The sequence below is a fragment of the Bacillus sp. 3a genome (genome assembly GCF_017161885.1).
In the GTDB taxonomy this organism is placed as follows: domain Bacteria; phylum Bacillota; class Bacilli; order Bacillales; family Bacillaceae; genus Bacillus; species Bacillus safensis.
The window spans coordinates 3329947-3344920 of sequence record NZ_CP067376.1 but is presented as its reverse complement, the minus strand read 5'-3'; the positions used below and the strand labels follow the sequence as shown (position 1 = coordinate 3344920).

Sequence of the window (14974 nt, the reverse complement as noted above, 5' to 3'; positions counted from 1 at the left end):
CTTTAGTTCTGCTTTATTACTTCTGTAAATACCTGATCTCCTTGTCATACTTTTGAATGAAATTGACTCAATAGAATTGACGCAAGAACCATGAATAGGTGAAGATGAAATAAACTGTAAGATAAAGGGAGACGAATAATGATACATATCATATTTGGGGCGGCAGCTGCCGGTAGTTTAAAACAAGCAGTACGTGAAATGAAGCAAGATCAAATAGATGATATCATCGCTTTTGATGATATTTATTCGATTGGACCACTTCTACATTTACACGAAGATGAAGGACAAGCGAACCGTATAGAGTGGCTGCGTAACGTGATGTCAAATGAATATGGCTATTTTGACGACATGGTCAACGATCAGCACAGAATGCTTCAGCAAATTAAAGAAATAAAAGCTGGCAGTCGTATTCTCATCTGGACAGGCAGTAATGCACATGAGCAAATTGGCTTGCGATATGCCGTCTATTTATTAAAAGAGAAAAGCATAGAATTGTCTGTAATCAATACAACGACTGCATTTGATCAGCTGTTCAATACTAATACAAGAAGAATGGATATTCGACATTCCGGGGAAATCACATCTGAAAAATTGAAGGTTTTGTACAGAAGTAAAGAGCATATTCACACAGTATCAACAGAAGAAAGAGAAAAATTACAAAACGAATGGCTTTCATTTGCTAAAGAAAATCATACGCTGCGGATATGGAAAAAAGGACAAACGATCAGCGTACCAGAAGATGAATTTGATGCTTATTTAGTGAAAATGGCTAAGCGGCTTCATCAGTCCGCGCCAGAAGACGAGTACATTGTAACTCCACGTTTAATAGGAGAAGTCATTGGTCATTTAGATCAGTATATCGGCGATGATTTTATTGAATATCGAATCAAGAAATTAATTGATCAAGAGATTTTTGATATGAAAGGTAAACTAACTTCCATGCGTTATTACTCAATTAAACTGACAGAGTTTGGTCAGCACTTCAAAAAATGGGTGTGCTGTCGAGAGTTTAAGGATCATCCCTTTGTGAAAATTGAAGGAGATTACGGTGAACCTTTTCAGTGTGGGTATTGCGAATGTCATTTAGAAAGAGATGATGTACCAATGAGTGATACACTCTTTTCAAAGATTTGGAATTGGAACATACAGTATGGCCGCTGGTTTGACGAAGAGACCGATGATTTGCTGCCAAATGGTGTAGACATGGAAAGGAAGTTCAATCAAGAAGGAGAGCGTATCACTGAAGAAGTGAAACGAGCCTTATCTCCTGCGTTTCAAATTGAATACAGCCCAAGTGAATACGCGCAATATTACATTTAAAGAATGAATTTTCTTATCACTGTACAAAATAAAGCTTTACACAATCCATCATCATCATGTAAGATATGGAGAAATTAAAAGCGAAGAAAAGGACATGAGCGATTTTTACTGGTTACCAGAGAGGGAAGTCACGCTGAAATCTTCCTAACACAGAAAAGTTGTCTTACCACCTTTGAGCTGTATTGGGGAAATCACAGTATCCAATATCGTTTACGCCACGTTACGGCACCAGAGCCATAAAGCGAATACGCATTATGGGAATTTGGGTGGAACCACGGATATCACATTCGTCCCTTTATGAGGGATGGGTGTGTTTTTTTGTTCACTCATATAGGATCATTGCTTTGAAAAGGACATGAGCAGCTTTTACGGTTACCAGAGAGGGAAGTGACGCTGAAATCTTCCTAACGCAGAAAAGCTGTCTTACCACCTTTGAGCTGTATTGGGGAAAATTGCAGTATCCAATACCGTCAATGCCACGTTACGGCACCAGAGCCATAAAGCGAATACGCATTATGGGAATTTGGGTGGAACCACGGATTACACATTCGTCCCTTTACGCGGGATGGATGTGTTTTTTTATTTCAAAAAATAGGAAAGGTGTGTCGGTTATGAGAGAAAACATGGTGAAGATTCAATTTCCGGATGGAAAGATAAAGGAGTTTCCCGCAGGTACGACTGTCGCAGATGTTGCCTCCCATATTAGTCCGAGCTTAAGAAAAAAAGCAGTGGCGGGTAAGGTCAATGATCAAATGGTTGATTTAAGTAAAAAGCTATACAGCGATGTTTGGCTGTCTATTGTCACACTTGATTCAAAAGAAGGGCTTGAAGTGATGCGCCATACATCTGCACACGTATTAGCCCAGGCTGTGAAAAGGTTATATGACAATGTCACACTGGGGATCGGACCGGTCATTGAAAACGGATTTTACTATGATATGAAGCTCAATCAATCATTAAGCGTAGAGGATTTAGCAGAAATTGAAAAAGAGATGAAAAACATCATAAATGAGAATCATCCTATCCAAAGAAAAGAGGTCTCTTACATAGAAGCTGAAGTGCTGTTTGCACATGATCCTTATAAGCTGGATATTTTAAAAGATTTACCCTCTCAAGAAGCCATCACGGTTTATCAGCAAGGAGAATTTGTAGATTTATGCCGCGGGCCGCATGTACCTACTACAGGGTACGTAAAGTCATTTAAACTAACACGTGTTGCAGGGGCTTATTGGCGGGGAGACAGTCATCAGGATGTCTTGCAGCGAGTGTATGGTGTGGCGTTTCAACACCCAAAGCATCTCGCTGAGTATCTTCATTTCATGGAAGAAGCAAATAAACGTGATCACCGGAAATTAGGGAAACAGTTGTCCCTCTTTATGTTTTCAGAAGAAGCGCCAGGTATGCCGTTTTATTTACCAAAAGGTCAGATTGTCAAAAATGAATTAATGGCCTTTTCAAGAGAAGTGCGAGGCAAAGCGCAATACGAAGAAGTGAGTACACCGTTTATGATGAACCAAGAGCTTTGGGAAAAGTCAGGGCACTGGGATCATTATCATGAAAATATGTATTTCTCAGAAGTAGACCATACAAGCTTTGCTTTAAAACCGATGAACTGTCCAGGGCACATGCTTATGTTCAAAAACAGCTTATATTCCTACAGAGACCTTCCGATCAGAATGGCTGAGTTTGGTCAGGTGCATCGTCATGAATTTAGCGGAGCGTTAAATGGATTGTTCAGGGTCAGAACATTTTGCCAAGATGATGCCCATATTTTTTTAAGAGAAGATCAAATCGAAGCTGAAATCAAACGGATTTTCCAATTAGTTGATCATGTGTATCGGACATTTGGATTTGAGTATTCAGTCGAGCTATCCACTCGTCCAGAAAAAGCATTAGGCAATGATGCTATTTGGGATATATCCGAAACAGCGTTAAAAAATGTGCTTGATCGTCTAAAGGTCGACTACCAGCTGAATGAAGGAGATGGCGCATTTTATGGTCCAAAGATCGATTTTCATATTAAAGATGCCTTGCAGCGGAGCCATCAGTGCGCCACAATTCAGCTGGATTTCCAAATGCCAGAGAAATTTGATTTAACATATATCAACGAAAAAAATGAAAAGATACGGCCAGTTGTGATTCACAGTGCCATTTTCGGTTCTCTAGATCGTTTCCTAGGTATTCTCATCGAGCATTTTGCGGGCGCTTTCCCATTATGGCTAGCACCAGTACAAGTACAAATCATCCCTGTCTCAACTGTTCACCTTGATCACTGCTTAGAGGTGCAGCAGCAATTAAGAAGTATCGGAATAAGAGCCACAATCGATGAGCGAGATGAAAAACTTGGCTATAAAATGAGAGAAGCACAAATACAAAAAATCCCTTATATCGCGGTCATCGGCGATAAAGAAAGGCAAGAAAAAACACTGAATATTAGACAGCACGGAGAAAAGACGTCAAAAGAGCTGTCTATTGAGGACTTTAAACACATAGCAGCTCAGCAAATCAAAGACAGATCGGCTGCTCAGATATGATGTGATGATTTTATGAAGAAGGATCAGACGTTCATTGAATGATGGGCGTCTTTTCATTTGCAGAAAAACTGAATCTGCAATGGAAAGGGAAAATATTGAAACATTTTTTCGGTAAAATCGTAATAAAGATAGAGCGTTCAACAGAAACCGTTTAAAACGGAGAGGAGTATTGCATGGAACAAGCAGCACTGAAAAAGATGAGATCGAAACAAGTAGTTACCTCTAATTTACTATTCGGCATGGTGATCTTGATTTTTTTTATTTTGATTCAAAATGTTGAAATTCAATTTACATATTTCTTTCTTTGTTTAGGAATCTTCATGCTCCTTCAAGGTATTTACGGCTTGATCAAAAAAGGATCAACAAAGTCTATCATTCCCATATTTGAGCAGGTAGCCATTTATGAAAAAGAGAAATTGGGAAAAGAGTGGGAGAAAGAACAAAGAGTGGAGAATATTTGGAAATTGGTATTGAGCGGGCTAATGTTCTTCCAGTCATTTAGTTTTCAAACGATGCAAGCCCCATTTTTTCATATAGAACCTAAGTTTCTCATTTTCTTATTTGTTATGGCTCTAGCCATTATCAATATAAGCATGCTCTTTCGCTTTAGAAAAATCGACCGATCGACGGAAGCGCATGGATTAAAAGGCTTTACAAAGGAATCAAACATGATGGCAATGGCTTTAGGATTATTATCAGTGATTGTCATATTCGGATTTATCGTCATCTTTTTTCTTCCATAAAACTGAATTTTGAGGTGAAATAAATGAATGCAAACATTCAACAACTGATCGATCAGACAAAGGCGAAATTTGGTTTAGATCTTTACTATTTAAAAAGACACAGTTTTCATCGCTACGTCAATATGTTCAATGAAACGGTTTATACATTGAATATGGAATGGTTTCCCTCTCATGAAGCTGAACCCGAGGACGATGATCTAAACCCGGACGGCACAGCTGTGATTGACGTGAACTTAAATACAGGCCAGATTGAAACGGTCATTTTTGTCATGGACAAAACCTTCGCGAAGAATGGTGTCACATTTAAGAGGCCTTATCCAGCTCATGTCATTCAATGGATCGAACAAGAAACAGGGTTGGTCTATGGTGAGCATTTTCATATGCATCAAAAGGAGAAAGGGGAACTTTTTTTCGAAGAAGCAATAGATGGTGTGAAAGTGACGCCTTCAGGCAGAATCGAAGTGATATGGGATGAACATGGGCAGCTCATTCACTATATACATCGAGGGCCATTTATGGCAAAAGAACGACTAAGAACTGAAGAATATGTGCTTTCCATTGATAGGTTCGAGAATTTAGCTCAGCAGCAAGTGCAGCGGTTTGATTGGCCATCCTTCGAGCAGAATCGAATCCGCCCTATATATGCGTTAGAAGAAATTTATATCAAGAACGATGGAACAGGAATGATACCGTTTGAAATTGGGCGTGAAGAAACGCATTGTATCCACATGAATCAGGTCATGGAGTGGAATGAACCGTCAAACAAAGCTTTTGAAAAAAAGGAAATCGATATAAACGAGGACATTACTGCTGAACAAGCCTTCTCACTGGAGCCTTCGCCGGATACATTCCCGATCTCAAAAGAAGAGCAGGCTGAGTGTATCAAAGCGGTTCGCACCTTTTTGGCGCAAAAATATTCAAAGGATACAGGGAAGTGGGTGCTAAAAACACTCCACCGCGACCATGGCTGCATCGAAGCGATATTAAAAACGAATGAGCAAGAAGGCTGTGGATTTATGGATAAGATCAAGGTCTTCATTGATGCCAGCACTTTTGAAGCCATTAATTACATAGATAAAAAAGAGATGTTTCAAGTATGCGGGATACTCAATCCATCTCAAACAGCTAGTGAAATCACCATAACTCAGAAAGAAGCCTTTGAAACATTGAGAGAACGCCTCGAACTTACACCCATCTACGTCTATGACGATGTGCAAAAACAATATGTTTTATGCGGAAAGCTCGACTGTCATGAAGGCGTTGATGCAGTGAGCGGTGAAGTGTTCTCTTTGACAGACCTTTCATAACTTCTAAAAGAACAGTGAGCAGCTGTTCTTTTTTGCTCCATTTTCCTCTTTTTAGAATAAAAATGGAATTTTGTAGAAGGAAGTTGTCGTTTCATCACGAAAGAAACAGATAAGAATATGATCATAGGTCCATCGGTTGAAATTCGTATTTCATATAGTAAACGTCATACATAATGAAAAACCATTGCAGTAAAGTTGATCTACAAGTCTTTTAGAAGAAAAAATGAAATCATGTCTCTAGTAGTAAGCGAAACTAGACGGACTAAGATCATAGGATGAGTTGAACATGTTTGTTTTTAGGTAAGCTTAAAGCCATAAATAGAAGAAAGTGAGGATATCTGCCTTGAGTACATTGGAAGTGTTTCGTCAGTTTTTGGTTGACCATTATCCCGCGTTACAAGATGAGCTTTGGCTGAAAGATGTTGATACCCTTCGAATCTCTCCTATTCTTCATCCTTTTCTGAAAAGCAAGCTGCCAGAAGGAATCGAAAAATTCACTTGTGTTCTATTCACGCAGCAGACAGATCAAACCGCTGCACCGCTCAAAGTCTACCTTTTATTAGATGAATATGAGCAATCGCTTTACGCCATTGATTTGATGAATGAACAAATAGCGCTTCATTAATACAGAAGCAAAAAAGCTGCTTGAGAGCTCCTCAGCAGCTTTTCTTGTGAATATTAGTTTGTCATATCAACCAATCTTGAGTGCAAGTTGTCCACTTCTTTCTTTGTTGGAAAAGAGCTGATCAGCAGCGTAGACCGTCCTAATTGATTAGGAAGCTCAGTATCGGTCACAACCATATCAATCCCAAGTTGATCCATTGTCAGTTCATTTAATGTATTTTCTGGACTTGTGAAAATATGAATGAGAGGAGGCAATCTTAATTTAATTAAATCCGCAATAAACAAACTATGATTATAACCTAATGTTGAAATGACAAAAATGTTCAACACGTTTCTCCGATCCATTTCCAAATGAACAAGCCCCCTCCAGTTAGAAGTAATGATACGAATCAATTCTCGTTCATTTTTCACAAAAGAAGCAAGTATATCGTCTGTTTTTAACTCTTGGATGATATGAGTAATCCTCGAATAGAAGTAAGGAAGCTGTTTTTTTACCTCTGATAAATACCTCGATTTCTTTTTGAAAAGGAATCCATCTCTTACGGTAATTTCCCTAGAATACACATAATATTGGAGCAGAATCAGTGTCATCGCCTTGCGATTAGCCACCTCTTGATGAAAAATCAACTCCAATTGATTGATAAAGGAATGAATGGCTTCGAAGAGGTGTGGTGTATGCGATTGAAAGAACGTCAATTTTTCTTCGACAGTTTCAATTGATTTATAATGGCCAATAGCTGGTTCAATCAATAGTAAAAAGACAAATTCGTGACGATCCAAAGTAACACCAAAAGTGTCCTTTGTCATTTGGCAAACGTGTTCTTCTAAGTTTTTGATTTGTTTATAGATACCTTTAGCTGTAGATGTTTGTTTTTCCTGATCCATTGAGTACCTATAATTGCGTCGTATGGTAAAATTTTTCCTCACTCGGTGTATGGAAACGGCGAGCCATAGGCAAAATTTATCTATAGCCACATCAGGAAGATTGACTTCGAGCACCTGAAATAGCTTTTGTAAAAAATCAACTGCATCTTGCTTTTGAATATCTTCGAATGGCCAAAGCCTGCTTCCATACACTTCAAACAAAAATTCCACAAAAAATTGACGAATCTCCTTCTCATTTCCATGGAACTGCATACTATCTGGTCGTAACTCAATGTCATACGAGATAAGAAGCGAATTGATTTTATGAATGGTGTTATACAATGTGGATCTACTGATATTCAGCGTGTCCATCCATTCATAGAAAGACCTGTTTTGTTCAAAGAAAACGCCGTCAATCAATCGAATTTCAATCGTATCTTTTAGAATTTCTTTGATATAGTAGTCGACTCGTATCGTCTGTGTATAACAAATGGATATGCCTTGTCTTGGCTTTATGTGGATTAACGGCTCTCCGTTCTCTGTTTGGAACGACTTCATTTGTTCTAAATCGCTTTGAATCGCACGAACCGAGCCGATATTTTCATTCGATATCTCTTGAAGGCTCCACCACTTATCTTTTGATACAAGCAGTTTTAAAATTTTTATCCATCTCTTTGATTTATTATCAATGAGCTCCATTAAACAACTAACTCCTTTCCTTGGCTTGCCTCTATATGATGAAGTTCACTTAAAGAACATTTGATTTTCTAAATAGGCATAAAATGATTTTAATGTTTAGGCTAAATCGTTTTGTCTTCACTTTTCATGATAAAAGAGAAAAAAATTAGACGAAAACAAATGTTATTCCCTGATTCTCCATATATTTCTTTTAAAAGGTGATAAGTAAGCCATGAATCCTATAAAAATGGATCATTTTAGATATTTAAGTTTATTTTTTTGCTGATGAAACGGTAAATGTAAGAATAAAACGCAGCAGCTTTTTGATTACCATATGAAAGGGAGTAGAAAGGAAGGCGATTTATATAATGCTGAACTGACGCACCTTACATACGATATGATACATGCTTGTTTCATATGAACGAACCATATGTGAATACATGCTTATATATGCATGTACACATCATTTATTGTTCATTCCAGTATAAATATAAAAATTCACATTTAATCTTTTCACGATCCTCTCACTATTCCCCATTTCTATAGACCCCAATCCAGTTACTCAATCCACTACTCATGATGACCTTTCAAGCTCATGATTGATCAACTCATTTTATTCATAGGGTCTTAAGGTGCCATTTTTAGAAAATATTGATCAGAAGCGGAGTGATTGATCTGACAGTATACTAATGATTTTTTTATCGTTGTTGAAAATTAATTTTAGAAAAGGGTGGATGTATTGAAAAGAATATTGTCGCTGGCACTCATTACAGTGCTAGTCATACAGTCTAGTATATTAGGAGTCTTGCCTTTAGCAGGGGCACAAGCAAAAGAAATTCAAGAAAACATTTATGGGGATATTGAATTTGCTGATAGCGAAGGCAATAAGTTATCAAGCATGGAAGATCAGCAAGTAAGAAAGGCCACTGTGCATTGGTCTATAAAAGGAATTGATCTAAAAAAACAATATCCGTATGTTCTCACTCTTCCTTCAGCCATCCAGGTAGAGAAGGAGCAGAAGGAACCCATTACTGTGGGTGACATACCTGTTGGCGAGTATACCGTTTCAAAACAAAATGAAGTGACGGTGAAATTTAAAGAAGATGTTGAGATCGATCCAAATTTAGAAGGATCAATTGACATCGATGTCACCAGTATAACTCAGCAAGAAGAGAAAACAAAGCAAAATGAGGGTGAAGAAAGCCTTCCAAAAGATGACTCAATCTCATCTGAGAAAGATAAAGCTTCTAACAATCAAGAAGCCGCTCAAACGAAACAAAACGATGAAGATGAATTACTAAAAAACAAAGTGAGCGTGTCTAAGCGTGCAGGGCTGCAAAGTGTTTCAAAACAAATGCAGATACAAGAAAATCTCCTCACTGATGCGAAATTAATATTTGAAGATCAGGAAGGAAATTCAGTTGAAAAGCCTGATATTAACTCGCTGATTTCCATTAACTATGAGTGGGCCATTCCGAACGGTCATAGCTATAATGGCGGGGATGAATTCCATTTCAAGGTTCCAGAGGAATTAGTGATTTATGAAAAAATCGATCGTCTTGAGATGAAATTTAATCAGGCAACCATTGGTTATTTTTCTGTAGATGAAAGCGGAAATGCCTCCATCGAGTTCACTGATTTTATTAAACAATATTCAAATATTCATGGAACACTTCAAGTGTGGACGCAATTAGATAAAAAAACTGTCATTACTGAAGAAAAAGAAGTGGTCATTACCCCGATTGAAGGAAAGGATAAAATATCAATCCCGATTCAATACATTCCAAATGGCCCAAACGTCTCTAAAAAGGGAGAACCAAATCGTTCTTACAATGCTGAAACCATTCAATGGACAGTAGATTTTAATATGGATTTAGAAGATGTGAAACAAGCGAAACTGTTAGATCCGATTCAAGAAGGTCAGGCATTGAAAAAAGATTCAATCAAGCTTTATCGTATTGATACAAAGCTAAATGGGGAAACATCGATTGGTCAGCTGCTTGACGAAAACCACTACACAATCGGCCAAACAGCAGATGGTCAAGATTTCACGATTGAATTTAAAGATGACGTGCATCTAGCTTACCGTTTAATGTATGAAACGGATATTACAAATCAGGATCAATCTGCATTTCGTAATAAAGCATCCCTTGTTTCTGGTGATAAAGTGATCAGTTCAGCAGAAGGAACAGTGAATGTGACAAGAGGCAGTCCTTTAAATAAAAAAGCCGCGCAATACGACCCAGTCACACAAACAATTACATGGGAAATTCGTTATAACTATAACGAAAAAAAAATTGCTGAAAAGGACGCTTTGTTAGAAGACTTCTTTAACGGCACACAGGCGCTGATATCTGATTCCATTCAAGTCAAAGAAGTCACAATTGATCAAAATGGCAACGAAGCTGGAACAAAAGCGTTTGAAAATTACGTGGTTCAACCTCAAAAAAAGGATGAACAAAACGGGTTTACCTTGCAATTCAATCAAGATATTCAATCAGCTTATCTCATCACCTATCAAACAAAAGCAACCGAGCGGATTTTTGAAGCTGAAGAGATTATCAATACGGTAACAGCTGGCAAAGAGAGCAAACAAGGGAAGCAAAGAATTGACCAGCAAATCCTAACGAAAAATCATGGAACACCGAATTACAAGACCAAGACCATTCCATGGCGTATCACCTTCAACAAAGATCAACAAACGATGAACAATGTGATATTAAAAGATACGTTTACAAACGAAGGATTGACGCTGCAAAAAGATAGTTTAAAAGTGACGACAGGTAATACAGTGCTTGAAGAAGGCACAGATTATCAAATCGTTGAACATGCAAATGGATTTGATATTCAATTTACGAAAGAAATAAAGACAGAACATACCGTCACATATACAACGTCTTTTGATTATGAAAAAAGAGCAGATAAAGATCAAAAGAACTTGCGTAATCATGTAAAGCTCGAATGGGTAAATGAAGATGGCAAGGATTTGACGAAGGAAAATCAATCTGTCTTCACCCCTGACACATACACGCAGTCAAATGGTTTTAAGAACGGAACTTATGATGCAAAGAAAAAAGAGATCACATGGAATATCGGTGTGAACTATAACTTGAAACATTTAGAAGAGGCGAGAATCGAGGATTTCATTCAAGGAAACCAGCGTTTGCTTAAAGATTCAATCACCGTCTATTCGCTTGATTTACAAGGCGGGGAAAATGGTGCGGAAGAAAAAGAGGTATTAGCGAAAGAACATTATGACATCAAATTCCTTGAAAATGAAAAGGGAGAAACAGGCTTCGAAGTGACTTTCAAAAAAGCCATTGATTCCCCATACAAAATCACGTATCAAACAAGTGTTGAAGGAATGGATTTAGTACAGAAAACCTACGAAAATAAAGCGACCCTTTATGATGGACAGACAAAAGAATCAGATGTGAATGCTGTGGTGTCCATTCCAAATGGGGGGAAATACACGAGCAAATCAGGAAATCAGCAAGGAAAAGTCATTGATTGGAAACTGAATATCAACTTTGGTCAATCAACAGTTCAAGATGCGACGATTATAGACCATCCAAGCAGTAACCAAGCCATAATAGAAAACTCATTTCATCTCTATTCGACGACAGTAGATGAAAAGGGGCAAGTGACAAAAGGAGAAGAGCTGGAAAAAGGGAAGGATTATGAACTAGACCTTGAATTCGACCCAGATTCTTTTCAAATTAAATTTAAAGAAGAAATCACAAGACCATATATTTTAGAATACCAATCTCTCATTTTAGATAAAGTGGGAAGTACACTTCAAAACGAAGTAACGTTTAGAGGTGAAAATGTAAAAGAAATCAAAAAGGAATCTGAAGCCTCAATTGTGGTGAAACGCACCGCTGGCATGGGAGATGGCACAGGATCGATTGGTGCTTTAACCATTAAAAAGGTAGATGCGAGTAGTGGAAAAGCGCTAAAAGGAGCAAGCTTCTCTCTGACAGATGCTGCGAGCGGCATCGTCATTGGTACAAAGACAACAGATGAAGAAGGAGCTCTTCGATTTGATCGTCTTCTGTATGGTGAATATATCGTGACAGAAGAGAAAGCACCTGATGGTTATATTAAGACGAAGGATCCAATCCATGTAACGATTGATCAGCCTTACGAATCTGGAGATCAAGCGAAAACAGGAAATAGCATGACGGTGCAGAACCAAGAAATCCGCCAGCATGTCAAGTTAACGAAAAAAGACAAAGAGACGGGTGCAGCATTAGAGAATGCAGAATTTGAACTGAAAAATGAATCTGGAGAGACCGTCCAAACCGATTTGAAAACGGACGAAAAAGGAGAAATCCTTTTCAAACATCTTGAGCCAGGTTCCTATTATTTTGTTGAGACAAACGCACCGAAAGGCTATCAATTAAATCAGCAAAAATGGCCGTTCACCATTAAAGAAAATCAAACAGAAACAACGACTGTCACCGCAGTAAATGACATCATCAAAGGCTCAGCAGAATTGAGCAAAATAGGTGAAGGCGGAGAGCGACTAGAAGGTGCACAGTTCAAGCTCTTAGATCAAGACGGGCATGAGTTAAAAGATTCGCTTGTCACAGGAGAAAATGGCAAGATCACGATAAACGAACTAAGACCGGGTACGTATCAGCTCGTTGAAACAAAAGCACCCGATGGTTATGTATTAGATGAAACGCCAATCAAATTTGAAGTACCACTTGATCCAAAGGAACCAGTCGTCATTTCGCAAAAGAACCTATATGAAACAAGTGCATTAGAAGTGTTAAAAGAAGGGGAAGATGGCAAGAAGCTTCAAGGTGTTCGATTTGAAGTCTTGGATCAAAATGACAAAGTTGTGCGTAAAGATTTAACAACAGATGAAGATGGGAAGCTTTTGGTCGATAATCTCAAACCGGGCAAATATCAGCTCGTGGAGACAGAGAGTGTTGATGGTTACCAAAAGAATAATAAACCATATCCTTTTACCATCGAAGTTGCACAAAAAACACCAGCAGAGATCAAAGTGATCAATGATCTTAAAACTGGAGCTGTCCAGCTCACGAAGCTCGGTGAGAAGGATGATGTGCTTGAAGGAGCAGAATTTAAGCTTGTAGATGCAAATGGAAAAGAGATAAAAACAGGTCTCGTCACTGATCAGAACGGGAAGATCATCGTCAACGATCTGAAACCTGGAACCTATCAGTTTGTTGAAACGAAGGCGCCATTCGGTCATGAGCTTGACGAAACACCTGTCACTTTTGCTATTCCATTTAACCCTGAGAAGCTGGTCAGTGTGACAAAAGAAAATAACCGCAAAACAGGCGGAGTGCTGCTGCACAAAAAAGGCGAAGATGGGAAATCATTAGAAGGAGTTGTCTTTGACCTATCTGATGCCAAAGGAAAGATAGTGGCAGGAGGAGAAGGGATTACAACCAATCAGGATGGAATGATCACCTTCACAGGTTTAAAACCTGGAACCTATCAATTTGTTGAAAGAAAGAGTCTTGAAGGCTATGAATTGAGTACGAAACCACTTGTCTTTGAAGTTAAATTAGGTCAAAAAGAATTGATTCAAGTGGAGGCAATCAATCAGCTCAAGAAAGGTTCTGTAGAACTCACAAAAATAGGGGAAGAAAAAGAAAGGTTGAAAGGCGCAGAATTTACCCTTTTCAATGACGATGGAAAAGAATTGATGTCAGGTTTAACAACCAACGAGAAAGGCATCATCACTGTCAACGATTTGAAACCAGGCGCTTACCAATTGGTTGAAACGAAGGCTCCTTTTGGACATAAACTGGATGCAGAACCAGTAGACTTTAAGATTGATTTCAATCCAAAACAACTGGTGAAAGTGACAAAAGAAAATATTCGGACGACAAGTGCTGTGCAGCTTCAGAAAAAAGGAGAAGATGGTCAGTTACTCAATGGAGTGACCTTCGATCTGCTTGATGAGCACGATCAACGTATAAAGAAAGACTTAAAGACAGACAAAAATGGTCAACTAACAGTCGATCAGCTGAAGCCAGGAACCTATCATTTTGTCGAAACAGCAAGCATTGCCGGCTATGAACTGGATCAGACACCTGTCTCATTTAAGATTCGTTTAGGTCAAGACAAACCAGCCAAAGTAGAAATGATTAACAAGCTGACGCCGGGAGCAGTGGAACTGACCAAAGTGGATGATGAGGGACACACGCTGGAAAATGCAGAATTTGCTCTTCTGAGTAAAGAAGGAAAAACGTTGAAGAAATCACTTGTAACGGACCAAAAAGGAAAGCTTCACATCAACGATCTAAAACCGGGAGAATATCAATTCGTTGAAACGAAAGCACCTCATGGCTATCAATTGGATCATCAGCCGATCCTGTTTACGATTGAGAAAAATCAGCAGAAGCCGCTTCAATTAACAGCGAAGAACCACTTGATCTTAGGAAGTCTGCGTATCATAAAGGTAGACCAGCAGACAGATAGAACCTTAAAAGGGGCATCCTTTGACATTCGTACAAAAGCTGGGAAAACCATAAAATCTGTGACAACAGGAAAAGACGGAGAAGCCATTGTCAAAGGGCTTAAACCTGGAGAGTATCTACTCACAGAGACGAAAGCTCCAGATGGTTATGTAGCTTTAAAGAAACCGCTCGCTTTTACAATTCAAATGGGCGAAGTGGAGATCAAGACAATGATTGTGAAAAATGCACCAGTGAAGAATGAAGAGGGTCACACGAATCCTCCAGCCTCAGATAAAGGGGATCAGCATCCGCCTCATGACTCAAACGGTGAGCTGCCAAAGACTGGTGAAGAATGGCTTCGTTATTTGATGTATGCAGGGATTTTACTAGTAGCTTCTGGAACTGTTCTTCTTGTTGTTAGAAGAAGAACCATTCAGTAAAAGGAAGGAACGAGTGTATTG

Annotated in this window: 7 protein-coding genes and 2 other annotated features; of the genes, 6 read left to right on the top strand and 1 reads right to left on the bottom strand. The window is 38.6% G+C overall.

Features of this window, described 5'->3' with window-relative positions:
- Window positions 1-138: 138 nt before the first annotated feature.
- The 5 genes from JJ692_RS17100 (at window position 139) to JJ692_RS17080 (ending at window position 6529) form a co-directional block, all read left to right on the top strand.
- Window positions 139-1320 (top strand): DUF1835 domain-containing protein, encoded by a 1182-nt coding sequence (locus JJ692_RS17100; protein WP_073204345.1) that lies wholly within the window; start codon window positions 139-141, stop codon window positions 1318-1320.
- A gap of 74 nt (window positions 1321-1394) precedes the next feature.
- Window positions 1395-1618 (top strand) — a binding site (T-box leader).
- Window positions 1619-1655: 37 nt separating this feature from the next.
- Window positions 1656-1879: a binding site (T-box leader), on the top strand.
- Window positions 1880-1931: 52 nt separating this feature from the next.
- Window positions 1932-3854 carry a threonine--tRNA ligase gene (gene thrS / locus JJ692_RS17095; protein WP_081372058.1) on the top strand — a complete coding sequence of 641 codons (1923 nt, stop codon included), beginning with the start codon at window positions 1932-1934 and terminating at the stop codon, window positions 3852-3854.
- Between the two features lie 173 nt (window positions 3855-4027).
- Window positions 4028-4597, top strand: a complete 570-nt coding sequence (locus JJ692_RS17090) for a hypothetical protein (RefSeq protein ID WP_070326765.1) — start codon at window positions 4028-4030, stop codon at window positions 4595-4597.
- 23 nt (window positions 4598-4620) lie between these two features.
- The gene (locus JJ692_RS17085; protein ID WP_073204347.1) at window positions 4621-5904 is read left to right on the top strand and encodes a hypothetical protein; all 1284 of its coding nucleotides are present in this window, start codon (window positions 4621-4623) and stop codon (window positions 5902-5904) included.
- Between the two features lie 343 nt (window positions 5905-6247).
- Window positions 6248-6529, top strand: coding sequence for a hypothetical protein (locus JJ692_RS17080; RefSeq protein WP_024425245.1), 282 nt, complete (start codon window positions 6248-6250; stop codon window positions 6527-6529).
- Between the two features lie 53 nt (window positions 6530-6582).
- On the opposite strand, the gene JJ692_RS17075 is transcribed toward JJ692_RS17080, so the two are convergent.
- Entirely contained in the window at window positions 6583-8091 is a 1509-nt protein-coding gene (locus JJ692_RS17075; RefSeq protein ID WP_056767742.1) for an AcpB/EbpR/MafR family transcriptional regulator, read from the bottom strand.
- A gap of 718 nt (window positions 8092-8809) precedes the next feature.
- Between JJ692_RS17075 and JJ692_RS17070 the strand changes: the two genes are divergently transcribed.
- Complete coding sequence (locus JJ692_RS17070; protein WP_073204354.1) at window positions 8810-14953, top strand: SpaA isopeptide-forming pilin-related protein; 6144 nt, start codon at window positions 8810-8812, stop codon at window positions 14951-14953.
- Window positions 14954-14974: the final 21 nt, after the last annotated feature.